Raw genomic sequence first — 24540 nt, forward strand, 5'->3', positions numbered from 1 at the left:
GCAGCCCCGGTGCCTTCTGTCAGTGACTCGGCTCAGAATGCCTGACGTAACCAGTTCAAGAGGGTGCGGCAGTGGGGCATCTCGCGACTTTCCCTGTGGATCAGCAGGCGCCACTCTGGCCCCTTGACCCTGTGGGCAGAGAGGGGGAGTAGGCGTCCTTCCTCGATAGCCGGGCGAGCCAACAGCTCGCAGGCCAGTGCCACGCCGACACCTCCTATGGCGGCCTCGAGCAGCAAGGCGGGATCCGAGAAGTTGAATCCCTCCTCTTTAAGTCCAAGCCCATCGCCCCCCTGCAGCAGCCAGCGTTGCCAGTCCATCTCCCGCTCCCCGTGCAGGGGCAGGCGATCCTGTGCTGGCAAGCGGGCTATGGCCGGCGTGGCGACCGGCAGCAGCCAGTCCTGATATAGCCCGAACAGGTCGCAATCGGCCTGGGCCTCAAGGTCGGCGTGCAGCGCCAGATCCACGGTTTCGTTTCCCATGTCGGGGGGCTGGTTGTCGGTGACGATCCAGAGATCGATCTCGGGGTGGTGCCGGTGCAGCGCCGGGAGGCGCGGCACCAGCCAGTAGCGGGCCAGATCCTGGCTGGTGTGCAGGATCACCTGATTGGGCTTCTGATACTGGTCGAGTCGCTTGAGGCCAACGGCCAGCTGCTGTAGCACCCCTGTGGTCGTGATCAGCAGATCGGCGCCGGCATCGGTGAGGGTGACGCCGCGCCCCTGTCGAAGGAAAAGCGGCTGGCCGAGCATCTCCTCCAGACTTCGGATCTGCTGGCTGATGGCCGACTGGGTGAGGTGCAACGCCTCTGCCGCCTTATGAAAGCTGCCGAGGCGTGCGGCGGCCTCGAAGCCGCGCAGCACGTTGAGCGGGGGCCACTGTTTAAGTTTCACTAATTAGCGTTCCTTATCGCTTGCCGGCTGAATTGATCGTTTGTTCGTCGCTTTCTGGGCGGATAGCCTATCACTATGTTTTCAATCTGTAATAAAAGCTAATGATAGGAGTCAAGATGCACACTCGTCGCACCCTGCTCAAGATGATGGCTGCCCTGGGCGTGTTGGCCGCAACCCCTCTGGCGCTGGCCGGAGAAGAGGAGCCGCTGATGATGCCCGATGAGGCGTCTCCTCAGGCGCGGGTCTGGGTGGCGTTTGCCGCCAGCCGCGCCATCTGGGGCGGCTCGTTCCAGGAGGTCCAGGCCACCATTGGCCGGTTGGTGAGGGCCCTGGTCCGCTTCACCCCGGTGACCGTACTGTGCCGACCGGGCGAGGAGGCCCTGGCGCGGCGCCTGTGTGGCGAGCGCAATACCCGCTTCATGCCGATGGCTCTCGACGACATCTGGGTGCGTGACACGGGGGGCGTCTTCGTTCGGGATGGGGATGGACTCACCCTGGTGGACTTCAACTTCAATGGTTGGGGAGAGAAACAGGAGCATGACAGCGACAGCAGGTTGGCGGCGGCGCTGGCCAAGGCGAGCGGAGCCCGCTATCTGCGTGCCGGTATCACGGGGGAGGGAGGCGGCATAGAGGTGGATGGCGAGGGAACGGCGATCATGACCGAGAGCTGTTGGCTCAACGACAATCGCAATCCCGGTGTGACGCGCGCCGAGCTGGAGTCCGAGTTCAGGGCGCTATTGGGGATACGCAAATTCATCTGGTTGCCGGGGATCAAGGGGCGGGACATCACGGATGCTCACGTGGACTTCTATGCCCGCTTCGTGCGACCCGGTGTGGTGGTGGTCAATCTGGATAATGATCCCGACTCTCACGACTATGGGGTGACTCGCGAGCATCTGGCCATCTTGCGGGCGGCGCGGGACGCCGAGGGCAGGGCATTAACCCTGCATACTCTGCCACCGCCGCGCCAACCCAGAGATAACGCCTTTAGCCGCAGCCGCGACTTTGCCGCCGGCTACATCAACTACCTGCCGATCAATGGCGCCGTCGTGGTGCCCCAGTTTGGCGATCCCGAGGCCGATGCCCACTGCCGTACCCTGCTCGGGAAGCTTTACCCCGGTCGTGAGCTGGTTCCCCTCGATATAGATCCGGTCGCGGCAGGAGGCGGGGGTATTCATTGTATTACCCTGCACCAGCCTGCCTGACGTTTTAGGCGCGATCGGATGACTCGGTAGACGCCTGTGCCAGGGAGGCGGCCTCTCGTACTTCGCCCTCCCGGATCCAGGCATCGAGCAGGGTATAGGCGACGGCCAGCACGACCGGGCCGATGAAGAGGCCTATGATGCCGAAGGCAAACAGACCGCCGATGACCCCCACCAGGATCAGGATCAGGGGCAAGTCCGCCCCCTGTTTGATGAGGTAGGGGCGCAGGAAGTTATCCATGCTGCCGGCAAACAGGGACCAGACCAGCAGGAAGGTGCCCCAGGTGTTGTCACCGCTCCAGTAGAGGTAACCGATGGCGCTGAGCAGTACCGGGAAGGGGCCAATCTGGGCGATGATCAGCACGAACATCAGCACCACCAGCACCATCACATAGGGTATGCCGGCGATCAACAGGCCGATGCCGGCCACGGTGGATTGCACCAGTGCCGTCACCACCACGCCGAGGGCGACGGCGCGGATCGCCTGAGAGGCCAACACGGTGGCGTTGTCGCCCCGCTCACCCGCCAGTCGGTGCGCGAAGCGGCGAATGCCATTGGCCGCTCGCTCTCCCGAGTGGTAGAGCATGCCGCAGACGGCAACGGTCAGCAGGAAGTGGACAAACAGCATGCCGAGATTGCCCGCCTGAGCCGCCAGCCACTTGGCGGTCTGCCCCAGGTAGGGGGTGAGCTTGGCAAACAACACCTGTCCGCCACTGGCGAGGATCTGGCGCCACAGCTCCAGCAGCTTGTCGCCGACCAGGGGGATCTGTTGCAGCCAGAGCAGCTCGGGCGGGGTCGAGTGGTTAAAGGTGCTCGCCCACTCCAGCAGCAGGGGCACCTTCTCGGCCATGGTGGCCAGTGCCATGGAGAGGGGGATGACAAACAGCAGCAGCAGGGCGCCGGTCATCACCAGCACGGCCAAGGGGCGGCGCCCCCACAGCAGGCGTTGCACCAGGCGCAGCAGCGGCCAGGTGGCGATGGTGATCATGGTGCCCCAGATGAGGGCCGGCAGGAACGGCTTGAGCACCCAGAGGCTGGAGATGATGAGAATGCCGATAAACAGCACTCCCAGAGTTACTTTGGCCAGATCACGCTTCTTCTCGGGCATAGCGGTCGTTTCCAGGAATGGCGGTGGAAGAGAGGAGCCAGATGCCTGCGCTCAGCCATAAGCCAAGCAGCAGTAAAGAGGCCCATTGTAGTAACAAGATGGTGAGCGAGCTGCTCATCAAATAGGGAAGCTGCCACTGCAACAGGCCGCACAGCAGACTGCCGACCAGCGCCAGCAAGGCGGTCGGCAGAGGGGGACGTGCATGACGCTGCAAGGGGAGCGATTGCCCCAGGCTCAGCCCTGCGCCGAGACTGGCCAGGGCCATCAGCGCGTTGGACTGGGTTGGCCAGGCCAGCGCCAGGGCGAGCAGGCTTAGCGTCCACCAGGCCAGGGGGCGGGCCGAGAGTCGTGCCAGTGTCTCGGATTGGCTGAGTAACAGCCCTCCCAGCAGCAAGCCGGCGAGCACGTCGGAGATGAAGTGGACACCCAGTTCGAGACGAGCCAGCCCGGTAAGCACTCCCGCCAGCATGGCCCAGAGCAGAGGCTGGCGACAGCCCTGCCATTGGCGCAGCAGCAGGCCCCAGAACAGCAGGGCGGTGGCGGTGTGGCCACTCGGCATGCCAAAGCCGCCACTCGCCTGCTCGGCAAGCTGAGGCATCAGATGAAAGGGGCGCGGCCAGCCGATGGCGAGCTTGCTCAGTGTGATACAGAAGGCCAGCGCGCCCAGGGTAAAGAGCATGGCGCGCAGCCGTGGCCACCCCAACCAGGGCAACAGCAGGGGGAGCAGGACCAGATAGAGTGCCTGCTCGCCGAACAGGTTGGTTACGGCCAGCAGCGGCGCCAGGGGGGCCAACGCCGTCTGCAGTCTCTCCAGCCAGGGAAGCTCGGCGCGATGCAGCAGATTGCCCTGTTGACTGAAGTCCCTCAGCTCCTGGCGCTGACTGTCGCCACCGGCAGGAAGCCGAGTGGCGAGCCAGCGGGTCTGCTCGGGAAAGCGCAACTCGACCTCGGGCGCCGCTGGATTGATCAGCCTGGCCTGGCGGATCTCGCCACCCAGATTCGGAGCATGGAGCAGGTTGACGTCTCCTTGCGGGGTCACTTGCAGCGGGGTGAGGGTGCGGCAGGCAAACAACATGGCTCTATTCCACTGGCCGATGGGGGAGAGGATCTCACCCTTGAGTCCCGTCTCTTCATAGAGCTCGCGCAGTGCCGCCTGTTGCGGCGTTTCTCCGCCATCCACATAGCCACCGGTCAAGCCGAAGCGTCCCGAGACGCTGTCTTTTACCATCACGACCCTGTTCTGATGCTGTACCACACAGACGGCGGCGGTTGGTGACGCTGCGCTGGCTTGTCCCGCCAGCAGGGTAATCACTATCAAGAGGATGTGAATCACGATTTGCTTCCTCGTCTCGTATGGCAACAGGGTCACAGAAAGACGGGGAGGCGGCAACTACTTCAGCAGGGGGGCGAGATCCTTGCTTAGGGTGAAGTTCAGCATATGGGCATACTTTTGCGTCAGGGTGCGATAGGCCTGACTCTGCATCACTCGCATCAGGGCCTGCTGAAAGCGCTCGACCTTTCGTGGATCGGTAGCCGGATTGAAGGCGAAGCAGTTTTCCTGCTGGCTCAGGATGGCGACGACCTGGAACTCGGCCGGGTTGAAGCCCATGCGTCCAATTTGGTGGAACAGCAGGTCCTGATTGGCGGAGACCAGGTCGGTACGGGCCAGGGCCAGCTGGCGCACCACCTGATCCATGCGCTCCACCGACATGATGCCCTGTGGCGCTATCCCGGCATTGAGCAGCAGTTGTTCGCCGACGTCCGCCTTCATGGCGCCGATGCGAAGGGGGCGCAGATCGTCCAGAGAGGTGATGGTGTGTTTGTCCTGCTTGCGGCCGATGAGAGAGATCTTCGAGACGCTGATGGGGCAAGCCCAGAGGAAATGGGGCGAGCGGGCACGGGTGTGTGAGGTGGCAAAGAGCACGGCGCCAGGTTGTTGGGTAAGCAGATACCAGCCCTGAGCCCAGGGTAAAAAGTGGATGGGGTGCTCTTTTTCCCCCATCTCCTGCCAGACCAGGGTCAGTAGCTCGACGGAGAAGCCGCTCGCCTCTCCACGGGGGCCCTGGCCATTGAGGGGTTGGTTCTCTTCCGAGTAATAGGTGAGCGCCAAGAGAGGCAGGGCACAAGCCCATAGCAGCATAAAGAGAAACTTCATCACGCCTCCAGCAGGCCGGGATCACAGGATTCGTTGAGTATAGGCACTCGGGTTCAGCTCATGACATGGCCCCCCTGTGGCGGCTATAGTTGGCAGATTCTTTATCTCAGTGGTCAACACATGAAACAGTTTGCGTTTTTCCTCGGTATCACCCTGGGGGTGATCCTCATCCTGTTCGGCACTGTGGTCATCTTTCAGGCGCTGCCTGCTGCCCTCGATGTGCTGGAGATGCCGAGCCGAATTCCCTTCGTACGTGAGGTCTACAACTGGTTGATGACCAGTGCCAATGGGCTAACGGCCAATCTGGAGCAAAACTTCCTCGAAGCCTTCCAGACAGTGCTCAAGCTGATCCTGCTGATGGCCTTCCTCTGGGTCTGCGTCAAGCTGGTCCACATGGGGGTCATCATCATCAGGGCGGGCGTGGATCTTATCCGTACCTCCATCGAATTCGGCACCCGGCCGTCTCAGCCGTCAGCCGAGCATCCGACGCTGACGCATCAGGAGCGTCCCCGAGAGCGGGATCGCTATTACCCCTGAATGACAGAGGCCACCCTGGGGTGGCCTCTTCCTTTCCATTGCGCTTTAGTTCAGCAGCTTCTCCAGCTCGGCTTCGGCGGCCGCACGGACATCTTCTGTCGTGGTAGTGTTCTTTGGCGCCGCCTTTTCCTTGCTGGTGGGCAAGGCATTCGCGCCCTTGGTGTTCTGAGCCTGTGCGACGGGCGCTTTGGGTTGGGTCGCAGCCGAGACGGGCGTGTCTTTGGCTGGCTCCGGCTGGCTCACCTCTGCCGGACGGCTCGCAGGTGCTGGTGGTTGCGTGGACGCTGTGCTCGGTGGTGAGGGCGGCGTCATCGCAGCGTTTGGCTTCCCGGTCGATGGGGTGGCGGAGGGCGTCACCCCAGAGCCTGCATTGGTCTCCGGTGAGCTTGCCGGCTCCGACGCCGCGGCTTGGGGGGCCGAGACCTGTGGGGTGGACGTAGCGGCCGATGCAGCCTTGGAATCGGATCTTGAGCCGGTCTGGGGGAGTGGCGGGATTGCGCCGGCAGGAGTGGGTTGTGCGTTGGTGGCCACCGGCTCGACCGCCTGAGCGACCACGGCTGCCGGTTTGGCCGCCGCTGTGGGGGCTGGGTTGACCACCACCGCTTGGCTGACGGCGTCGTTGATGCGGCGTGTTGCCGTTTTCTGAGCCTGGGTGGCGGTTTGCGCGGCGCCACTTCGGGCTCCTTGCAGCAGGCTCTGGGCACTGCCCTGTACCAGGCCGCTCACCGCCTTCTGTGGGTTGCTCAAGACTCCCAAAGCCGAACCGACGGCGCCCAGAGTCGACGCACTGCTCGCGGCAGCGCCTTGAGTGGCCGCAGCCGGCGCCGTGGGGTCCCAGCCTTGCATGGCCTCGGGCCAGCTTGGCTGTGAGCCCGGCTCGGCAAACACCTTGGCCCCCTGCTGGTCGACCAGCATGACGGCCATCTGGTTGGTGTCAGAGTTCCACACCAGCCCCGCCTTGTCGCTCAGGCCGGGCACCGTGCGTGACAGGGTATAGAAGAGGGGACCCTCTTGCTGCAATTGATCGGCCGTCTTGAGCAGCGTCACTGTGGTGTCGTAGTGAGGGCCCAAAATGGAGACCATGCGATCCTTGACCAAGGGCTGCTCGAACAGGTTAACCTCGTTAGGATCGAAACCGACCAGGGGCTTGAGCAGGGCCCACATCAGTTGGCTACCCGGGGAGATCAGCAAGGGGGCGACACATCCGCTCAGCATCAGGCTGATCAGTGCCACCTTGATAAGGGAAACAACACGCATTGAAACAGGTCCAAAACGAAATAGAGGGGGTGTACAGGCCCGCCGGCGGTGCGATGCTGTTGTACAGCAAATGGCCAGGCGAGTCGGCGCGCAGGCTATCACAGTGGTCATGGAAAGCCAGAGGGAGGTGATTAATATTTTCTCGCTCTGGGTCGCTCTAACAGGGGAACAAGGCAGAAGGAGTCGTACCATGAAATGGTGTCTGTTGGCTGTGCTGGGCGGACTGGGCTTGGGGGCACATGAGGCCAAGGCCGAAGGAGATGCCCGCTTGCTGCTCCCCATCAATCCGGGGGAGCGGGTCTGTTGGTATGAGGATCGCCGTTACAGCCAGGGCGCGGTATTGGATCTGGAGAGCGGCCCGCTCGTCTGCGCTCCCCAAAACGAGCAGGAGAGCAACGGGCCATTAAGTTGGCACGCCCTCTCGTCCAAACCACAGCAACCCAAAGCCGAGAAGGGGGAGAAGCGTCTGCGGGCCGGGGCCTGAGGGGTTTTATTGATCCAGCTAAAGACAGGGGGAAGCGGTTTATCGCATAATGCCCGCCCCTGTCGTCACTGCTGGAATCTATCCATGTCCCGTCGCTTCTCCAACACTCATCGTCGTCGCAATAGCTGGTGGTACAAGCGTGTGCTGGCTCGTGAGCGCGCAGAGCGTGAGGCCCGCTCCGTTCGGGATTGATAGAGAGCGCTGATCGACGTCAGTGCGCCTTCTTCAGGGTGCGGATCACCGCATCCTTGGTCTGTTTGGTTCGGCTGATGTGCCTTGGCGCCACCAGCACCACATCATTACCGGCGACGGCCCCCATGATCTCCGGATCGGCATGGCGATCCAGCATACGAGCCACCACGGTAGCGGCACCCGGTGTGGTGTGGATCAGCACCAGCTGATGGTTGCTCTCCACGGATTTCACCATGTCGTGGATCGAGCGGGTACTGTCTCCGTGTTCCAGTTGTTCTTCCACCAGGGTGTAGATCTTCTTGCCGCTGGCATTCTGTGCCTTGGCCACCCCGAGACGGCGCAGTAGTCGGGAGACGGTGGACTGGCTGATATCGGGGAAACCGAAGTGGGCCAGCTCGCGGCGAATCTCATCCTGAGTGCTGTAGCAGTGGCGGGCGATGATTTCGCGGCAGGCATCCAGTTGGGCGGCGTCGTGGTTAATCTCGCTATGCCCCGACAAGGTCTTCACCATAGAGCGCCTCCTCACGGCACAACGTCAGCATCAATATTCGTTCAAGTCGGTTTTATGCAGAGTAATTATCTGCATAAGGACTATGCATTCGTAAAACCCTCTACACAGGGCGGGAATTATAGCTGACCGGTCGAAAACCGATGTGACAGGGCTCAAAAAAGGGCCCAATAGGGCCCTTTTAGTCACTATTAATGCATAAACGCCTTAGAAGAGGGCGCTGACGATGTCCTGGGTGAAGGACTTCTCGCAGTATTTACACTTCATGCGCACCGAGTCTTTCACCTCACGCACGGCAAAGTGGCTGGAGACCGGTTCCTGATGGGAGATGCAGTTGGAGTTGGGGCACTCGAACACCCCTTCGATGAACTCGGGCAGTGCCAGCTGGTGCTTCTTCACCACCTCGAACTCCTCGATGATGTTCACCGTTGCCTTGGGGGCGAACAGGGCCAGCTGGTTGGCCTGCTCTTCGGTCAGGCGAGTGTTCTCGATCTTGATGAGATCCTTCTTGCCCAGCGCCCCGGATTTGAGGTTGAAGCCGACCGTGATGCGCTCGCTGGTCTCAACCAGCTGGAACAGCTTGAGGATCTTGATGCCTTGCCCGGCCGGGATATGGTCGATGACGGAGCCGTTACGGATGGCTTCTACTTGCAGTTTCTCAGACATACTCTTCCCCTCAGACAGTTTCATTCAGTACCAGTGACAGCAGCGCCTGACGTGCGTAGACGCCATTTTCGGCCTGCTCGAAGTAGGCGGCATGCGGTGTCTTGTCCACCGCGACCGTGATCTCGTCGACCCGCGGCAGCGGGTGGAGAATCTTCATGGTCGGCTTGGCGCCCTCCAGGGTCGGTACGTCCAGAATGAACTTGGCGGCCATGTGCTTGTACTCGGTCTCGTCGAAGCGCTCTTTCTGCACCCGGGTCATGTAGAGGATGTCGAGCTCTGGCATCACCTCTTCCATGGTCTCGTGCACACTGAACGGGATCCCCTTCTCTTCCAGCTCCTCGCAGATGTAATCCGGCATCGCCAGGGCCTCGGGAGAGATGAAGAAGAAGCGGCAGTTGAACAGACTCAGGGCCTGGGCCAGGGAGTGTACGGTACGGCCGTACTTGAGATCCCCGACGAAGGCGATGTTGAGGTTGTCCAGGCGTCCTTGCGTCTCGTGGATGGTGAAGAGATCGAGCAGGGTCTGGGTCGGATGCTGGTTGGCACCGTCACCACCGTTGATGACAGGCACCGAGGAAAACTCGGAGGCAACCCGGGCTGCGCCCTCACGGGGGTGGCGCATCACGATGGCATCGGCATAGGAGCCGATGATCTTCAGGGAGTCGGCCAGCGTCTCGCCCTTCTTGGCGCTGGTGTTGCCACCGTCGGCGAAACCGATGATGTTGCCACCGAGACGCTGTACCGCGGTCTCGAAGGAGAGGCGGGTGCGGGTAGAGGGCTCGAAGAAGCAGCTGGCCACTAGCTTGTCTTGTAGCAGGCGGCGGTTCGGGTCGGCCTTCAACCGTTGTGCGGTTGCGACCACCAGTTCCATCTCGGACCGGGTCAGGTCGGAGATGGAGATGACATGTTTCTTATAGAGTGGATTGGTCATCGTCTGCATTCCCTTTGACTGAGGTGGGGGGGCAAAAAAAAAGCCCCTGAAACAGGGGCTTTTTTCAAAATGAATTGGGGATCGACGGGTCGGGAGCCAATAAAAACGGCGCCGGTACGGTGCGGAGCACCGAAGGAGGCGACACTGTATGGCAGCTTTATTGGCGATAACATAACCAGACCCTGAGCAAAATCGGAAGGATTATAGTGGCGAAAAAATCCTTGTCAAAACATTATTTCAATGGCCGATTTTGGTGGGTGAAAACGTTTATTTGTCGGTAACGGGTTTGCAAATCCACACCGCGTGACGGTTTTGCAGGGGATGACCTTGCTGTGCCATGCAGCGCAGGTAGGCGAGACGATGGTGCCCTTCCAGCAGGGCATAGGGGCGTGGCATGGGTGTGCCGTCCGGGTAGCGATCCCCCTCGGCGGGGGCCAGCACTATGATGGGTTCGGGCCAGGTGCCCTGAGTCAGCATGTACTCGGCCAGCCAGGAGCGGCGCACATAGCGGTTACTGCGCAGCATCTCACTCCAGCGATCGACCACTTCCATGTGCCGGGTGTTGATGTCGCTGCAGATGATCTCGCCGTCGAGCCAGGCCGGGACTACCTCGATGCGGGAGAGATCGATAAAGCTCCAGTTCGACTCGAAGCCACGCCAGTGGCGATAGAGCCACTGGGCCAGCAGATTGGGAGGAATGCCGGGCAGCAGGGGGCCGACCCGGATCAGATAGTCGGCCAACGATTCGGTTTGGGTCTCATCGCGAAAATTGAGCGGGGCCAGCTGTTGCAGCAGCCTGTAATTGAGCATCTTGGTCTCCCTCCCTGCACCCTGTCTACCCTACTCCCAAAGTCGGTGCTTGCCCACCCTAAGGGATAAAGTCGGCTATAAAATCAGCGGGTTATCTCCTGCTAATACCAAAAACAGGCCAATTCGACGTAACTTTGTGCAAACGGTACAAAGTGCTTAAAAAAAGCCTTTACCTTTGGTCTGCGCTTTGTATAATTCGCCTCGTTCTCTGCAGGGGCGTAGTTCCAATTGGTAGAACAGCGGTCTCCAAAACCGATGGTTGCGGGTTCGAGTCCTGCCGCCCCTGCCATTTCTTCCAGAAAAGCCGGCCTAGTGCCGGCTTTTCGCTTTCTGGCTTTCCTGGTTTTCCCCTTAGCTCCTTTTATGCCTTTTGTCGCTGCCGGTTTTGTCAAGCGCGGCCAGCCTGTCCCTGTGCTACACCTTGCTGCGTTGCCCGCGGCCTGGCGCCCGCACCGCGGGGTGGACGAGGGCGTGATACTCAAGGAGAGCGACTCATGAACAAGGCGGTGGAGATGCACCGGACCCCGGCCCATGCCGGTGGCTGGATGCCCAAGGATCAGACCCATGTCGAACGCTGGGTGCAGCGCCTGCGCCACGCGGTGACCCATCACCCGCGTCCGTTGGTGGCCCCGGTGGCCGAGTTCAAGGCGCTGGTGGAGGGGGATCCGACCCTGCACCTGCAGGCCGAAGCCATGTTCGAGGAGGCCTGGCAGCACAAACACCTGACCCCGCTCGGACAAGTCGAGGTGCGCAGCTTCGCCGAGTTCTTGCTGCTGCTCAACGGCATCATGACCACGGCCCCCGAGGCCTATGAGGATCTGCAGACGCAAGAGCCGGCCGGCCTCATCGGTTTTCCCATCAACGCCCTGCTCAACTGGCCCATGGGCACGGTCGCCGGCTACGGCTTCTTCGCCAATGAGCTGGTCAACCAGCAGCTGAAGAAGGTGCTCGCCTACTGGGCCGAGTTCCTGCAAAGCCCCGCCTCCCGTTATGTGCTGACCGAGTCGGTGAGCCCCCTCGACCGGCAGACCCTGATAGTCCCCTGGCTGGGGGCGCTGGCCAAGTCGCAGATGGTGGCGGTGGCGCGCGGAGCCCTGGGGGAGGGGGATAATCCGACGCCGGCGCAGTTCGAGGCGATCTTTAACTGCACGCCGGGGGCCGAGTATGAAGGCTTCGCCAGTTGGGATGACTTCTTCACGCGCACCTTCCGCCCTGGTGTACGGCCGGTGGCGGCGCCGGATGATGACGCCATCATCGTCAACGCCTGCGAGTCCGCACCCTTGCAGGTGGTGAAGAAGGTGCAGCGCCAGGAGGCCTTCTGGCTCAAGGGGCAGCACTACTCCCTCGACAACCTGCTCGACTTCGACCCGCACGCCGCCGAGTTCGTCGGCGGTACCGTCTATCAGGCATTCCTCAGCGCCCTCAGCTATCACCGCTGGCACAGCCCGGTGAGCGGGACCGTGCGTTCGGTCAAGGTGGTCAACGGCAGCTACTACCTGGCCAACCGTTATCAGGGCTTCATCAACCCGGCGGGTGCCGATCCGAGTGCCCCCAACCAGTCCCAGCCTTTCCTCACTGCGGTGGCCACCCGCGCCCTCATCTTCATCGAGGCGGACAACCCGCGTATCGGTCTGATGTGTGTGGTACCGGTGGGGATGGCCGAAGTGTCGAGCTGTGAGGTGACGGTGCGCGAGGGCCAGCGGGTCGAGAAGGGGGATCCGCTCGGCATGTTCCACTTCGGCGGCTCCACCCACTGTCTGCTGTTCCGCCCCGGCGTCGAGCTCGAGTTTGACTTCTACGGTCAGCAGCCCGGGTTGGAGGCGACCAACCTGAGGGTCAACACGGCGCTGGCACGAGTGTTATGACGCAGACAACCAGGCCGCCTCTGGGCGGCCTGGTTGCTAGCGGCGGAGGGGGCTTTCTGGAAGAGAGCAGAGGGAGAGAGCCTGAGCGCCGTCCCAGCCCTTAATCTGCTCGCGGAGCACGTCGAGGGCACTTTCCAACAGCTCAAACTGACCTGCCTTGCCGAGCACCCGAATTCCCTGCAGCTGCATCACCAGATAGGCGGCCAGGCTGACGGCCCGCTCCGGGGGTAGGGTGCGACTCAGCACCTTGGTGAAGGCGCGGTTGAGGGCGGTAAACAGCTCGTTGGCGAGGCACTTCACCTCTTCATCCGCGACGCCGCGCTCCAGTACGGCATTTTGCATGAAGCAACCATACTGCTGTTCTCGCTGTTTGGCGGCGAAGGCTTCCACCAGATCGAGGAGATCGGCCAGGGTTCCCTGATCCGATTCGAGCCGTGCCAGCCCCGGTAGCCCCCGGGTATAGAGGTAGTGGCGCAGCGCCTCGCGATAGAGGGTCAGCTTGTCCCCGTAACTGTTGTAGAGGCTGAAGCGGTTGATGCCGAGGTGATTCACCAGATCGGCCACCGAGGTGGCTTCGTACCCCTTCTGCCAGAAGAGCTCCATGGCCTGCTCCAGTTTCTCATCCCTGCAAAAATTACAACTTCTTGCCATCGTACTCTCTCGTTGGTGAGGGGGTGAACGTCATTGTTGACCGTTCGTTCCGTTATGCGTTAGTTTAATCTAACTGATCGTTCAGAAAAAGAGAGAGCACATGATAATCCATGAACTTGCCCCTACACCGAGCGCCCGTCGAGTCAGCATTTTTCTGGCCGAAATGGGAATAGAGGTGCCCAGAGTACAGATCGATCTGCGTGGTGGCGACAACCTGAAGCCTGAGTTTCGAGCCAAGAGCGTCAATGGCCGGATCCCCATGCTGGAACTCGACGACGGCACCTGTCTGTGCGAAACCATGGCCATCTGCCGTTTCTTCGATGCCAGTTCACCGCGCACATCGAGCCTGTTTGGTGAGACCCCGCTGGAACAGGGTCAGGTGGAGATGTGGAATCGCATCCTTGAGCTGGAGGGGATCATGGTCGCCTTCCAGGCCTTTAGAAATCTCACCGGTGTCTTTCGGGATCGGGAGCGCTGTGTCGAGGCATGGGGCGTGGAGTCCAGAGAGCGCCTTGAGGAGCTGCTGCCTCGCCTCGAGGCTCGATTGGAAGGGCGGAAGTTCGTGGCCATCGATCGTTTCAGCGTGGCGGATATCACTGGCTATGTGTTGCTCGATTTTTGCCGTCAGCGCCTGGAGCTGGAGACTGAAGGGCGTTACCCCAATCTGAGCCGTTGGTATCAGACCATTCACGCCCGTCCCGCCATCGCGGCCTTGGGCTAATGCCATCGAACCGAGGAGCCTTTTATGATTGAGTTCTACACCGCCGCCACCCCTAACGGACACAAGGTGGCCATCGCCCTGGAAGAGATGGGAATCGACTATCGGGTACACCCGCTCGATCTGTCGAAGCTGGATCAGAAGCAGCCCGAGTTTCTGGCCATCAATCCCAACGGACGCATTCCTGCCATCATCGACACCGAAAACGATGACTTTGCCGTCTTCGAATCCGGCGCCATCCTGCTCTATCTGGCCGAGAAGAGCGGGCAGTTGCTACCCAGCGATCCCAAGGGGCGTTCACGGGTGATCCAGTGGTTGATGTTCCAGATGAGTGGGGTAGGTCCCATGATGGGGCAGGCCAACGTCTTCTACCGCTACTTCCCCGAGAAGATCCCGGCGGCCATCGAGCGCTATCAGAAGGAGGGGCGTCGCCTGTTTGAAGTCATGAACGGGCAGTTGGAGCAACATCCCTACCTGGCCGGTGAGGAGTACAGCATCGCCGACATCGCCACCTTCCCCTGGGTGCGAATCCACGAATGGAGCGGTATCGATATCTCGGGTCTCGACGCCCTGCACGGATGGCTGGCCCGGATCGGTGAGCGTGAGGCGGTGCAGCGTGGTTTGATGGTGCCACCCCCGAGCGATCTCTCCGCCGATGAGCGCGCCGAGCGAATCCGCAATATGGTGACTCGGTGAGGTCGGGGTGCCGCCGATGGCGGCACCCTATTCGGGAGCCTCAAGCTCGAGACGCACTCTCTGCTCCAGTCGCAGTGGCTTGAGGTATTGTCGAAAGTGATGATCCAGCAACTTGTCCATCAGGCCGCTGCGCTCGGCCTGGTTCAGGGCCTGCTCCAGCGTCTCCCGGTACTTGGCGGCGGCCGGTGAGAGATAGAAATGAAAGTCCCTGTGATAGACCAGCAATAATCTCGGCTCTATCTCGAGGGCCGGATAGCGCGCCGCTTCCGGCTGTACCTCGTTGACTCCGCGAGAGAAGTAGTTGATGCCCCGATCCGGGGTGAGCATGGTAAAGAGCTGGCGCCACTCTCCGTCCCGCACGTGATAGGGAAGCCGATTCTTCTGCCATACCCGTTCGTCATACCAACCGGCGCCCAATCCTCCCACCTTGCCCAGGGCTCGAAACGACGCCAGATCCCTGACGCCCTCATAGCTCTTGGCATCACCCTTGGGAATGAGCAGCACCCTCTGTCCTATAAGCCCCCGAGTCAGGTCTACCCGAACCGGGGTAAGCTGGCGATCTCGCTCTGTGGTTTGCAGCATCCAGAGCAGATCGATCTGGCTGGTGGCAACCAGCCGTTGCAACCGCTTCTGGGGGATGTGGGCGAAGGGTTGGCGTATGGTCAGCGCGATTCCGGCATCCGCCAGCGATTCCTGGAGCAGGGCATGGTAGTAGCGGTGCGAGCCATCGTCGAAGGCGGGCAGGGTGAGGGTCAGTTCGGCCGCCTCCAGCCTGGGGGTGGAGAGCAGCAGTAGCAACAACAGGAGTGGGTACACGGCACAGATCTCGGCTAACGGCTCTGTTGAGCATAGCCGCCGCGATAGAATAGGCGGGCCCGTGGCGGGCCCGCCCCATCATCAGGCGAGGGCGGCCAGGGCGGCGGCGTAGTTCGGCTCTTCGGTGACTTCGCTGACCAGTTCGGCATGCAGCACCTTGTCCTGCTCGTCGAGCACCAGCAGGGCGCGCGCGGTCAGGCCGACCAGCGGGCCGGAGGCGATGGCCACACCATACTGCTCCATGAAGCCGGCATTACGCAGGGTGGAGAGGGTCAATACCTTGTCCAGTCCCTCGGCGCCGCAGAAGCGAGCCTGAGCGAAGGGCAGATCGGCCGAGATGCACAGCACGACGGCGTTGTTCAGGGCGCTGGCCTCGGTATTGAACTTGCGGACAGAGGCCGCGCAGACCGGGGTGTCGACGCTCGGGAAGATGTTCAGGATCTTGCGTTGACCGGCGAAGCTGGCCAGGGTCACATCGGCCAGGTCCTTACCCACCAGGGTGAAGGAGGCAGCCTGCTCGCCGATGGCGGGGAAGTGACCGGCGACGTCGACGGGCTGGCCTTGCAGAGTGATGGTGTTGCTCATGTTGGTTGTTCCTGTTTTTGTTTTACATGTTCTGCCGCACTATACCCGCTCGGGGCGAGCCGGCACACCAAAAGTGGCCGTGAAATTGTTAGTGACGGTTGCCTGCCCCCCCTGTTTTCTCTCTCGGAGAGTCTCTCCTTGCTCCTGACCAATCAGTTATTAGTTGGCTTCACTAAAGTCCCTTACTGACCTTGCCGATAGCAATTACCCATACAGGAGTAATTTTCCTGTTCTCATAACAAGGAGCTGTGTCATGACTCTCTCTTTGCGCGGTAAGCTGCTCGCCACCAGCTTGGGCGTTGTGCTTCTGATGGCGACCCTGCTTGGTATCGTCGCCTTCCACACCCTCAAGTCGCGCACTATGGCCGCCATTCAGAGTGAAGCGGTGAACTACGGGCATGCCCACGCCATCGCCATCGGGGAGTGGATGGCCGATCGCAAGCAGGCCGTGAAGGCCACCGTCAACGTGATCACCGCCAATCCTCAAGCCGAGCTGGTGCCCCATCTGCAGCAGACGCTGACTTCAGGCGGGTTTGGCCTGGCCTATTTCGGCTCGGAGCAGGGAGTGATGACGCGCAACGATCCTTCCCTCAACAAGGGAGACTATGATCCCCGCGCCCGCCCCTGGTATCAGGATGCGGTCAAGGCCGGCCAACAGATCGTCACCGCACCCTATGTGAGCGTGACCATGCAGAAGCTGGTGGTGACGCTGGCCGAGCCGGTTCGCTATCAGGGACAGGTGATCGGTGTCGTCGGCGCCAACCTGGCTCTGGACAAGCTGATCGATGAAGTGCTGGCGATGAAGGTGCAGGGTGAAGGCTACGCCATGTTGCTCGATGGCAGCGGGCTCATCGTCGGCCACCCGCAAAAAGATCTCGCCCTCAAGCAGGTGGCCGAGTTGGCCCCCGGCCTGTCCGGTAGCGTATTCAAACAGTGGAGCCAGGGTGGTGAGCTGCATGAGGCGACCATAGATGGTCGGGATGTGCAGCTCTCGGTCCAGTCGGTACCCGGTACCGACTGGCTGCTCGCCATGGTGATGTATCGCGATGTGCTGGATGCGCCCCTCACCAGCCTGCTGTGGCAGCTGGTCGGCCTGACCCTGGTGCTGCTGCTGGTGTTCAGTGCCCTGCTCACCGCCATGTTCAACTACCTGTTCGCCGATCTCGGCCGGGTCTCCAGGGCGCTGGCCGACATCGCTCACGGTGAAGGTGATCTGACGGTGCAGATCCAGACCCGCAGTCAGGACGAGGTGGGCCAGCTGGCGCGCAGCTTCAATCAGTTTGTCTCCCGCCTGCACGGCATCGTCAGCCGGTTGCGCGACGTGGCCACGGCGCTGGCTGAGCAATCCAGGTTGCAGGCCGCGAGCGCCGACGCCCGCGCCGGTCAGGTCAAGCAGCAGCAGGACGAGATCGTCATGGTTGCCACCGCCGTCACCGAGATGGCCTCGGCCACTCAGGAGATCGCCGGCAACGCCGAATACGCGGCGAGCACCGCCGGCGAGTCGGTCAAGCTGGCTCATCGTGGTCACCAGCAGGTGGGCAAGAGCCGCAGCAGCATCTCGGATCTGGCGGGTGAGGTTGATGGCGCCGGACGTGTCATCACCGAACTCGACAGTCACGCCCAGCACATCAGCTCTATCCTCTCGACCATCAGCGGCATCGCCGAGCAGACCAACCTGTTGGCGCTCAATGCCGCCATCGAGGCGGCGCGCGCCGGGGAGCAGGGACGCGGCTTTGCCGTGGTGGCCGACGAGGTACGGGTGCTCTCCCAGCGCACCCACGCCAGCACGGCCGAGATCCAGGGGATGATCGAAACCCTGCAGCAGACCACCCGTCGTGCGGTGAGCGGCATGGAGACCAGCCACGGTCTGGCCCAGACCAGCGTGGGGGATGCCAATGCGGCGGACGAGAGCCTGCAGCAGATCAATCAGGCCATCGGGACCATCAGCGACATGGTCACTCATATCGCGGCCGCGGCCGAGGAGCAGACCTCGGTGACGGCAGAGATCAGCCGCAACACCGAGAACATCCGTTGCGTGGCACAGCAGTTTGCCGAGCAAGCCAGGGATGAGGCCGAGCAGGCCGCCGTCCTCAAGCGGTTGACCGAGCAGCTGGCGAGCGAAGTGGGCCGATTCAGGCTCTAGTGAAGAGAGGGGCGACCGGGTCGCCCCTCTTTTTTATTATCACTGGGTCACCCAAATCAGCCTGTCGGTGGCAAAACCGAGGGACCTGGCCCGGGTGACCAGCGCCTCGACGCGCTTGGGGTCAGGATGAGGTGAGCGGGCGAGGATCCAGAGGTAATCCAGGTTGTAGCTGCTCACCAGAGCGAGCTCGTAGTCGGTCTCCAGCACGTTGTAGCTGCCGTAGAAGGGGCCGAAGAAACTCACCTTGAGGCGCCCCTGGTCGCGGTTGCCCACGAAGTAGGCGCGCCCCTCGGCCTCGCGCCAGCCGCCGCCCGGCTCCTGGCCGCGATTGATCACCTTCACCCCGCCATCGCCGCGCAGGCTATAGGTGGCGGTGACCCGGTTCAGACCGCGTTCGAAGCCGTGATCGAGGCGGGCTATCTCGTACCAGGTGCCGAGGTAGCGCTCGAGGACGAACGGCTTGACCACCTGCTGCCCTTCCGGAAGGCCAGTGCAGGCGCTGAGCAGCAGGGCCAGCGCCCCCACAATCAATACGCGCATCTTATCCCTCCACAATGCGTAGTTGCCCCTCGCGAAAACGTGCCGCGTGCTCGCTCGGGGTGTTACCGAAGAAGCGCTTGTACTCGCGGCTGAACTGAGAGCCGCTCTCGTAGCCGACCCGCCCTGCCGCCACCCCAGCCTTGAGGCCGTCGTGCAGCATCATCAGTCGCGCCCGGTGCAGGCGAAGGGTCTTGATGTACTGGAGGGGCGAGGTGGCGGTGGCCGCCTTGAAGTGATGGTGGAAGGCCGACACGCTCATGTTGGCTTCGCGCGCCAGCTCCTCTACCGTCAGGTTCTCGGTGAAGCGCTGCTCCATGATACGCAGCACTCGGGCTATCTGGTTCACCTGGCTGTGGCGGCTGGCCATGGCGAGCAGGGCGGGGCCGCCACCGTCCTGGAGGGCGTGAAACAGGATTTCGCGAACGATCTGGGGCCCCAGTACCCGAGCGTGCAGGGGCTTGTCCAGCACGTCGATGAGCCGCTCCACGGCGCACAGCATGATCTCGGAGAGGGGCACAGAGAGCACGCCGCGTCCAGGCTCAGCCGATGCCGGCACTGCGTCCCCCATCTCCAGCAGCAGCGCCTGCAGGCTGGCCACGTCTATCTCGAGCGACAGGCCTACCAGGGGCCGCTCGGGGGAGGCGAAGCATTCGCACTCGCACGGCAGCGGCAGGGTCATCATCAGGTAGTGTTCGGGGTCGTAGCGGAAGGTGAAGTCCGAGAGGTAGCCCACCTTGTGCCCCTGCAGGATGACGATCATGCGCGGCCGGTATAGCACAGGGATGCGGTCGTGGTGCTCGGTGGTGTAGATGAGGTGCACGCCGGGCACCGGGGCCGGCGTGATGCCCTGGCGCGGCGCCAGGGCGGCGAGGCGGCTGGCCAGGGTGGATTGGTGCGTCGCCGGAGTGTGATCGATTGTACTCATTTATCCAGGCTCAGTAGAAATAGGCAAGAGATAGGCAGAATGTTGCCTTGATGGTAGGTCGTTATCGGAGAAAAATGCAACCCATCGCATTTCGGCTGTTCCCATCGAGGAGATCCCATGAACAACTTCATTCTGCACACCCCGACCAAGGTCCTGTTCGGTGAGGGCCAGATCGCCGCCTTGCGCGAGCAGATCCCGTCCGACGCCCGCGTCCTCATCACCTACGGCGGCGGCAGCGTGCTGCGTACCGGCGTGCTGGCCCGCATCCGCGAGGCCCTGAGCGGCATGACCCTGTTCGAGTTCGGCGGCATCGAACCCAACCCCTCCTACGAGACCCTGATGGGCGCCGTGGAGCTGGCCCGCGCCGAGCGTATCGACTTTCTGCTGGCGGTCGGCGGTGGCTCTGTGCTGGACGGCACCAAGTTTATCGCGGCGGCGGCGCCCTACGCGGGCGACAAGGACCCCTGGCACATCCTGGAGACCGTCGGTGGCGAGGTGCAAAGCGCCATCCCGCTCGGCGCCGTGTTGACCCTGCCGGCCACTGGCTCCGAGATGAACATGGGGGCCGTCATCACCCGCAAGGGCACCGGTGACAAGCAGCACTTCTTCTCCCCCTTCGTGATGCCGCGCTTCGCCGTGCTCGATCCGGTGCTCACCTATACCCTGCCGGCGCGTCAGGTGGCCAACGGGGTGGTGGATGCCTTCGTGCACGTCATCGAGCAGTACATCACCTATCCGGTCGATGCCAAGGTACAGGATCGCTTCGCCGAAGGGCTGCTGCTGACCCTGCTGGAGGAAGGCCCCAAGGCGCTGGCCGAGCCTGACAACTACGCGGTGCGAGCCAACATCATGTGGAGCGCCACCCTGGCCCTCAACGGCCTGATTGGTGCCGGCGTGCCCCATGACTGGGCCACCCACATGCTGGGTCACGAGCTGACCGCCCGGCACGGCCTGGACCATGCCCAGACCCTGGCGGTGGTGCTGCCGGTGATGCTGGACGTGCAGCGCGACAGCAAGCGCGCCAAGCTGCTGCAGTACGCCGAGCGGGTGTGGGATCTGCGCGACGGCAGCGAGGCCGAGCGCATCGACGGTGCCATCGCCGCCACCCGTGCCTTCTTCGAACGCATGGGGGTGCCGACCCGACTGCGCGACTACGGCATCGAGCAGCCGGACATCGAGACCATGCTGGGCAAGTTGGAGGCGCGCGGTTACACCGCCCTGGGCGAACAGGGGAATGTCACCCTGGCACTGAGCCGGCATATTTATGAGGCGGCGCGCTAACCGGCAGCCTCGTTTCCACAGCGATGAGTCACGCGGCCCCGCGTACGCCACGACAGGCGGACGATGGGGCCGCATCTGTTACGAAAGTGTTGTTTTTTGAGACTTGATGGCGAGAACGTGGCCAGTGACCACTTTTGTAATAACAAAAAACGCTAAGCTAGAGGCCGCCAAAAACAATTTTTTTGACTGGTTGGAGTTCTCGATTTAGTCAATCGCTTGGTTATAAGTGATTAATGTAGTTTGTTTTTTTGGTCATCGGAGAACACCGGCTCGAAATCTGTACGGCAGGGAGCCAAGGTCCGGTTGTCATAAAACTCCAAAATTTGATACTAATCACGTTCGCGCTGGAAAAACGGGGTCGGGCCGCAACAGGATGTTGTCGTGCCTGCCACTGATTTTCTTAACAAAACGCTTGTCGGCCCAGCCAGGGCCGGGCCAGTTTCCCCAGTGAAACCGGCGCAAGGTTGCGATTATTTACTAACCATCAGGGAATAGTCATGCAGATTGGAATACCGAGAGAGAGTCTCGCCGGTGAAACCCGGGTCGCAGCGACCCCGGCCACCGTCGAGCAGCTGAAAAAGCTCGGCTTCGACGTGGTGGTGGAGAGCGGCGCCGGCCGTCTTTCCAGCTTCGATGACGCTGCCTTCGTGGCCGCCGGTGCCGAGGTGGGTGAGAGCGTGTGGAATGCCGACCTGATCTTCAAGGTCAACGCGCCGACCGACGCCGAAATCGCACTGATCAAGGAGGGGGCCACCCTCGTCAGCTTCATCTGGCCGGCCCAGAACCCCGAGCTGGTCGAGAAGCTCTCCCAGCGCAACATCAATGTGATGGCGATGGACATGGTGCCGCGGATCTCCCGTGCCCAGGCCCTCGACGCCCTCTCCTCCATGGCCAACATCGGCGGTTATCGTGCCGTGGTGGAGGCCGCCCACGAGTTCGGCCGCTTCTTCACCGGTCAGATCACCGCCGCCGGTAAGGTGCCGCCCGCCAAGGTGCTGGTCATCGGTGCCGGCGTGGCCGGTCTGGCTGCCATCGGTGCCGCCGGCTCCCTCGGTGCCATCGTGCGTGCCTTCGATACCCGTCTGGAAGTGGCCGAGCAGATCGAGTCCATGGGGGGCGAATTCCTCAAGCTGGACTTTGGTGGTGAGGATGGCGCATCAAGCGACGGTTACGCCAAGGTGATGTCCGACGAGTTCATCGCGGCCGAGATGGCCCTGTTTGCCGAGCAGGCGAAGGAAGTGGACATCATCATCACCACCGCCCTGATCCCGGGCAAGCCGGCGCCCAAGCTGATCACCAAGGAGATGGTCGACAGCATGAAGCCGGGCTCGGTCATCGTCGATCTGGCGGCCGCCACCGGCGGTAACTGCGAATACACGGTGCCGGGCCAGCTGCATGTCACCGACAACGGCGTCAAGGTGATCGGTTACACCGATCTGCCGGGTCGTCTGCCGGCCCAGTCCTCCCAGCTCTACGGTACCAACCTGGTCAACCTGATGAAGCTGATGTGCAAGGAGAAGGACGGTAACGCCGTTATCGACTTCGAGGACGTCGTCATGCGCAACATGACCGTCATCAAGGCCGGTGATGTGACCTTCCCGCCGCCCGCCATCTCTGTCTCTGCCGCACCGCAAAAACCGGCCGCCGCCAAACCGGCTGCCAAGAAAGAGGACGCCAAGCCCTCCAACAAGAAGTTCATCTTCGGCGCCCTCGGTATCGCCGCCTTCGGCTGGATTGCCTCGGTGGCTCCGGCGGAGTTCCTCTCCCACTTCACCGTCTTCGTGCTCTCCTGCGTGGTCGGTTACTACGTGGTGTGGAACGTCTCGCACGCCCTGCACACCCCGCTGATGTCGGTGACCAATGCCATCTCCGGCATCATAGTCGTCGGCGCCCTGCTGCAGATCGGCCAAGGGTCGGCCCTGGTGACCGGGCTGTCGTTCATCGCCGTGCTGATTGCCAGTATCAACATCTTCGGCGGCTTCACCGTTACTCAGCGCATGCTGAAGATGTTCCGTAAGGATTAAGGGGGTTTAACGTGTCTCAAGGATTGGTAACAGCATCCTATATCGTTGCCGCCGTGCTCTTCATCCTCAGTCTCGCGGGACTGTCGAAGCAAGAGACGGCCAAGCATGGCAACCTGTTCGGTATCGCCGGTATGGCTATCGCCCTGCTCGCCACCGTGTTCAACCCGGAGACCAGTGGTGTGCACTGGATCATCCTGGCCATGGTGATCGGCGGCGCCATCGGCGTGCGTCTGGCCCTCAAGGTCGAGATGACCGAGATGCCCGAGTTGGTGGCCGTGCTGCACAGCTTCGTCGGTATGGCCGCCGTGCTGGTGGGCTTTAACAGCTTCATCGATCTGCACCCGGCCGCCCCGGCCGAGGTGGTGGTGAGCGTCGGCTCCAACCTGGATGCCACCCTGGCCGCCGCCCGCACCGCCTTCGAGCAGGCTGCCCAGGCCGCCCAGGCCGAGCACCTGACTGGCGCCATGCTCAACATCCACCTGGTGGAAGTGTTCCTCGGCGTCTTCATCGGTGCCGTGACCTTCACCGGCTCCGTGGTGGCGTTTGGCAAGCTGCGTGGCCTCATCTCCTCCAAGCCGCTGATGCTGCCGCACCGTCACAAGCTGAATCTGCTGGCCGTGTTGGTCTCCCTGGCCCTGATGGTCTACTTCGTCAAGGTCGGCGGCTCCACCACTGCCCTGCTGATCATGACCCTGATCGCGTTCGCCTTCGGTTGGCACCTGGTGGCCAGCATAGGCGGCGCCGACATGCCGGTGGTGGTCTCCATGCTCAACTCCTACTCCGGTTGGGCGGCGGCGGCGGCGGGCTTCATGCTCTCCAACGACCTGCTGATCGTGACCGGTGCCCTGGTGGGCTCTTCCGGTGCCATCCTGTCTTACATCATGTGCAAGGCGATGAACCGCTCCTTCATCTCCGTGATCGCCGGTGGCTTCGGCTCCGACGGGGTTGCCTCCAGCGGCGACCAGGAGATGGGTGAGTATCGCGAGACCAACGCCGAAGAGGTCGCCGAACTGCTCAAGGGCGCAGGCTCTGTCATCATCACCCCGGGCTACGGCATGGCGGTGGCGCAGGCCCAGTACCCGGTGGCCGAGATCACCCAGAAGCTGCGCGATCGCGGCATCAAGGTGCGCTTCGGTATCCACCCGGTGGCCGGTCGTCTGCCGGGCCACATGAACGTGCTGCTGGCGGAAGCCAAGGTGCCGTACGATATCGTGCTGGAGATGGACGAGATCAACGAAGACTTCGCCGATACCGACGTGGTGCTGGTGATCGGTGCCAACGACACCGTCAACCCGGCCGCCATGGAAGATCCGGGTAGCCCCATCGCCGGCATGCCGGTGCTGGAAGTGTGGAAGGCGCAGACCGTCATCGGCTTCAAGCGCTCCATGAACACCGGCTACGCCGGCGTGCAGAACCCGCTCTTCTTCAAGGAAAACACCCAGATGCTGTTTGGCGATGCCAAGGCCAGTGTCGAGGCGATCCTCAAGGCCCTGTGATCGGGCGCCTGAATAACATCAAGGAGGCCATGGGCCTCCTTTTGTTTATGAAGTGATTTGAGA

24 protein-coding genes and 1 tRNA gene are annotated in these 24540 nt (G+C 62.1%); 11 read left to right on the plus strand and 14 right to left on the minus strand.

Going from position 1 to position 24540, the window contains the following annotated elements; genetic code table 11:
- Positions 1-32: 32 nt before the first annotated feature.
- Entirely contained in the window at positions 33-887 is an 855-nt protein-coding gene (locus BN1121_RS12355; protein WP_005354414.1) for a LysR family transcriptional regulator, read from the minus strand.
- Positions 888-1003: 116 nt separating this feature from the next.
- Between BN1121_RS12355 and BN1121_RS12360 the strand changes: the two genes are divergently transcribed.
- The gene (locus BN1121_RS12360; protein WP_005354416.1) at positions 1004-2092 is read left to right on the plus strand and encodes an agmatine deiminase family protein; all 1089 of its coding nucleotides are present in this window, start codon (positions 1004-1006) and stop codon (positions 2090-2092) included.
- 4 nt (positions 2093-2096) lie between these two features.
- Here BN1121_RS12360 and ydiK read toward each other — a convergent pair whose 3' ends face one another.
- From ydiK to BN1121_RS12375, 3 genes are read right to left on the minus strand one after another with little or no spacing between them, the layout of a single operon-like run.
- The gene (gene ydiK, locus BN1121_RS12365) at positions 2097-3197 is read right to left on the minus strand and encodes an AI-2E family transporter YdiK (protein WP_005354419.1); all 1101 of its coding nucleotides are present in this window, start codon (positions 3195-3197) and stop codon (positions 2097-2099) included.
- Positions 3178-4533: a bifunctional NUDIX hydrolase/phosphatase PAP2 family protein gene (locus tag BN1121_RS12370; protein ID WP_043157684.1), complete on the minus strand. Its 1356-nt coding sequence runs from the start codon at positions 4531-4533 to the stop codon at positions 3178-3180. The genes ydiK and BN1121_RS12370 overlap by 20 nt, the downstream gene beginning before the upstream one ends.
- 54 nt (positions 4534-4587) lie before the next feature.
- A complete protein-coding gene (locus BN1121_RS12375; protein ID WP_005354424.1) occupies positions 4588-5352 on the minus strand; it encodes a substrate-binding periplasmic protein in 765 nt (254 codons plus the stop codon).
- 120 nt (positions 5353-5472) lie between these two features.
- On the opposite strand from BN1121_RS12375, the gene BN1121_RS12380 reads away from it, so the two are divergent.
- Positions 5473-5889: a hypothetical protein gene (locus BN1121_RS12380; protein ID WP_005354426.1), complete on the plus strand. Its 417-nt coding sequence runs from the start codon at positions 5473-5475 to the stop codon at positions 5887-5889.
- A 45-nt stretch (positions 5890-5934) separates the two neighbouring features.
- Here BN1121_RS12380 and BN1121_RS12385 read toward each other — a convergent pair whose 3' ends face one another.
- On the minus strand, positions 5935-7146 hold the full coding sequence (locus tag BN1121_RS12385) for an Ivy family c-type lysozyme inhibitor (protein WP_005354428.1): 1212 nt from the start codon (positions 7144-7146) through the stop codon (positions 5935-5937).
- A 190-nt stretch (positions 7147-7336) separates the two neighbouring features.
- Between BN1121_RS12385 and BN1121_RS12390 the strand changes: the two genes are divergently transcribed.
- On the plus strand, positions 7337-7630 hold the full coding sequence (locus BN1121_RS12390) for a DUF1496 domain-containing protein (protein WP_005354432.1): 294 nt from the start codon (positions 7337-7339) through the stop codon (positions 7628-7630).
- 211 nt (positions 7631-7841) lie between these two features.
- Here BN1121_RS12390 and BN1121_RS12395 read toward each other — a convergent pair whose 3' ends face one another.
- From BN1121_RS12395 to BN1121_RS12410, 4 genes are all read right to left on the minus strand, one after another.
- Positions 7842-8333 (minus strand): arginine repressor, encoded by a 492-nt coding sequence (locus BN1121_RS12395; RefSeq protein WP_005354435.1) that lies wholly within the window; start codon positions 8331-8333, stop codon positions 7842-7844.
- A gap of 204 nt (positions 8334-8537) precedes the next feature.
- Positions 8538-8996, minus strand: a complete 459-nt coding sequence (pyrI, locus tag BN1121_RS12400) for an aspartate carbamoyltransferase regulatory subunit (protein ID WP_005354436.1) — start codon at positions 8994-8996, stop codon at positions 8538-8540.
- A gap of 10 nt (positions 8997-9006) precedes the next feature.
- Positions 9007-9927: an aspartate carbamoyltransferase gene (gene pyrB, locus BN1121_RS12405; protein WP_005354439.1), complete on the minus strand. Its 921-nt coding sequence runs from the start codon at positions 9925-9927 to the stop codon at positions 9007-9009.
- Between the two features lie 267 nt (positions 9928-10194).
- Positions 10195-10737 carry a hypothetical protein gene (locus BN1121_RS12410; RefSeq protein ID WP_005354441.1) on the minus strand — a complete coding sequence of 181 codons (543 nt, stop codon included), beginning with the start codon at positions 10735-10737 and terminating at the stop codon, positions 10195-10197.
- Between the two features lie 212 nt (positions 10738-10949).
- Between BN1121_RS12410 and BN1121_RS12415 the strand changes: the two genes are divergently transcribed.
- A tRNA-Trp gene (locus BN1121_RS12415) sits at positions 10950-11026 on the plus strand.
- Positions 11027-11231: 205 nt separating this feature from the next.
- Positions 11232-12602 (plus strand): phosphatidylserine decarboxylase family protein, encoded by a 1371-nt coding sequence (locus tag BN1121_RS12420; protein WP_005354443.1) that lies wholly within the window; start codon positions 11232-11234, stop codon positions 12600-12602.
- Between the two features lie 36 nt (positions 12603-12638).
- Here BN1121_RS12420 and BN1121_RS12425 read toward each other — a convergent pair whose 3' ends face one another.
- Complete coding sequence (locus BN1121_RS12425; RefSeq protein ID WP_005354444.1) at positions 12639-13205, minus strand: TetR/AcrR family transcriptional regulator; 567 nt, start codon at positions 13203-13205, stop codon at positions 12639-12641.
- A gap of 148 nt (positions 13206-13353) precedes the next feature.
- Here BN1121_RS12425 and BN1121_RS12430 point away from each other — a divergent pair, with 148 nt between their 5' ends.
- Positions 13354-13974, plus strand: coding sequence for a glutathione S-transferase family protein (locus BN1121_RS12430; RefSeq protein WP_005354450.1), 621 nt, complete (start codon positions 13354-13356; stop codon positions 13972-13974).
- Positions 13975-13998: 24 nt separating this feature from the next.
- Positions 13999-14667 carry a glutathione S-transferase family protein gene (locus BN1121_RS12435; RefSeq protein ID WP_005354460.1) on the plus strand — a complete coding sequence of 223 codons (669 nt, stop codon included), beginning with the start codon at positions 13999-14001 and terminating at the stop codon, positions 14665-14667.
- A 27-nt stretch (positions 14668-14694) separates the two neighbouring features.
- On the opposite strand, the gene BN1121_RS12440 is transcribed toward BN1121_RS12435, so the two are convergent.
- Positions 14695-15483 carry a transporter substrate-binding domain-containing protein gene (locus BN1121_RS12440; RefSeq protein WP_005354462.1) on the minus strand — a complete coding sequence of 263 codons (789 nt, stop codon included), beginning with the start codon at positions 15481-15483 and terminating at the stop codon, positions 14695-14697.
- A gap of 81 nt (positions 15484-15564) precedes the next feature.
- Entirely contained in the window at positions 15565-16068 is a 504-nt protein-coding gene (gene tpx / locus BN1121_RS12445; RefSeq protein WP_005354464.1) for a thiol peroxidase, read from the minus strand.
- A 253-nt stretch (positions 16069-16321) separates the two neighbouring features.
- On the opposite strand from tpx, the gene BN1121_RS12450 reads away from it, so the two are divergent.
- Positions 16322-18211 (plus strand): methyl-accepting chemotaxis protein, encoded by a 1890-nt coding sequence (locus BN1121_RS12450; protein WP_005354468.1) that lies wholly within the window; start codon positions 16322-16324, stop codon positions 18209-18211.
- Positions 18212-18250: 39 nt separating this feature from the next.
- Here BN1121_RS12450 and BN1121_RS12455 read toward each other — a convergent pair whose 3' ends face one another.
- Positions 18251-18751, minus strand: a complete 501-nt coding sequence (locus BN1121_RS12455) for a lipocalin family protein (RefSeq protein ID WP_005354470.1) — start codon at positions 18749-18751, stop codon at positions 18251-18253.
- A 1-nt stretch (position 18752) separates the two neighbouring features.
- Positions 18753-19676 carry an AraC family transcriptional regulator gene (locus BN1121_RS12460; protein WP_005354472.1) on the minus strand — a complete coding sequence of 308 codons (924 nt, stop codon included), beginning with the start codon at positions 19674-19676 and terminating at the stop codon, positions 18753-18755.
- 117 nt (positions 19677-19793) lie between these two features.
- On the opposite strand from BN1121_RS12460, the gene yqhD reads away from it, so the two are divergent.
- The 3 genes from yqhD (at position 19794) to pntB (ending at position 24477) form a co-directional block, all read left to right on the plus strand.
- Complete coding sequence (yqhD, locus tag BN1121_RS12465; protein ID WP_005354473.1) at positions 19794-20957, plus strand: alcohol dehydrogenase; 1164 nt, start codon at positions 19794-19796, stop codon at positions 20955-20957.
- Positions 20958-21454: 497 nt separating this feature from the next.
- Positions 21455-22981, plus strand: a complete 1527-nt coding sequence (gene pntA / locus BN1121_RS12470; protein ID WP_005354478.1) for a Re/Si-specific NAD(P)(+) transhydrogenase subunit alpha — start codon at positions 21455-21457, stop codon at positions 22979-22981.
- Between the two features lie 11 nt (positions 22982-22992).
- Entirely contained in the window at positions 22993-24477 is a 1485-nt protein-coding gene (gene pntB, locus BN1121_RS12475; RefSeq protein WP_005354490.1) for a Re/Si-specific NAD(P)(+) transhydrogenase subunit beta, read from the plus strand.
- Positions 24478-24540: the final 63 nt, after the last annotated feature.

The sequence above is a fragment of the Aeromonas diversa CDC 2478-85 genome, assembly GCF_000819805.1.
Classification (GTDB): domain Bacteria; phylum Pseudomonadota; class Gammaproteobacteria; order Enterobacterales; family Aeromonadaceae; genus Aeromonas; species Aeromonas diversa.

Bases quoted from the DNA above. Each gene is read 5' to 3' on its own strand.
- pyrI (WP_005354436.1), bottom strand. From the start codon at position 8,996: ATGTCTGAGAAACTGCAAGTAGAAGCCATCCGTAACGGCTCCGTCATC.
- BN1121_RS12450 (WP_005354468.1), top strand. From the start codon at position 16,322: ATGACTCTCTCTTTGCGCGGTAAGCTGCTCGCCACCAGCTTGGGCGTT.
- BN1121_RS12380 (WP_005354426.1), top strand. From the start codon at position 5,473: ATGAAACAGTTTGCGTTTTTCCTCGGTATCACCCTGGGGGTGATCCTC.
- BN1121_RS12395 (WP_005354435.1), bottom strand. From the start codon at position 8,333: ATGGTGAAGACCTTGTCGGGGCATAGCGAGATTAACCACGACGCCGCC.
- BN1121_RS12430 (WP_005354450.1), top strand. From the start codon at position 13,354: ATGATAATCCATGAACTTGCCCCTACACCGAGCGCCCGTCGAGTCAGC.
- BN1121_RS12385 (WP_005354428.1), bottom strand. From the start codon at position 7,146: ATGCGTGTTGTTTCCCTTATCAAGGTGGCACTGATCAGCCTGATGCTG.
- BN1121_RS12455 (WP_005354470.1), bottom strand. From the start codon at position 18,751: ATGCGCGTATTGATTGTGGGGGCGCTGGCCCTGCTGCTCAGCGCCTGC.
- pyrB (WP_005354439.1), bottom strand. From the start codon at position 9,927: ATGACCAATCCACTCTATAAGAAACATGTCATCTCCATCTCCGACCTG.
- BN1121_RS12390 (WP_005354432.1), top strand. From the start codon at position 7,337: ATGAAATGGTGTCTGTTGGCTGTGCTGGGCGGACTGGGCTTGGGGGCA.
- BN1121_RS12425 (WP_005354444.1), bottom strand. From the start codon at position 13,205: ATGGAGCTCTTCTGGCAGAAGGGGTACGAAGCCACCTCGGTGGCCGAT.
- BN1121_RS12420 (WP_005354443.1), top strand. From the start codon at position 11,232: ATGAACAAGGCGGTGGAGATGCACCGGACCCCGGCCCATGCCGGTGGC.
- tpx (WP_005354464.1), bottom strand. From the start codon at position 16,068: ATGAGCAACACCATCACTCTGCAAGGCCAGCCCGTCGACGTCGCCGGT.
- BN1121_RS12410 (WP_005354441.1), bottom strand. From the start codon at position 10,737: ATGCTCAATTACAGGCTGCTGCAACAGCTGGCCCCGCTCAATTTTCGC.
- BN1121_RS12435 (WP_005354460.1), top strand. From the start codon at position 13,999: ATGATTGAGTTCTACACCGCCGCCACCCCTAACGGACACAAGGTGGCC.
- BN1121_RS12460 (WP_005354472.1), bottom strand. From the start codon at position 19,676: ATGAGTACAATCGATCACACTCCGGCGACGCACCAATCCACCCTGGCC.
- pntA (WP_005354478.1), top strand. From the start codon at position 21,455: ATGCAGATTGGAATACCGAGAGAGAGTCTCGCCGGTGAAACCCGGGTC.
- yqhD (WP_005354473.1), top strand. From the start codon at position 19,794: ATGAACAACTTCATTCTGCACACCCCGACCAAGGTCCTGTTCGGTGAG.
- BN1121_RS12360 (WP_005354416.1), top strand. From the start codon at position 1,004: ATGCACACTCGTCGCACCCTGCTCAAGATGATGGCTGCCCTGGGCGTG.
- ydiK (WP_005354419.1), bottom strand. From the start codon at position 3,197: ATGCCCGAGAAGAAGCGTGATCTGGCCAAAGTAACTCTGGGAGTGCTG.
- BN1121_RS12375 (WP_005354424.1), bottom strand. From the start codon at position 5,352: ATGAAGTTTCTCTTTATGCTGCTATGGGCTTGTGCCCTGCCTCTCTTG.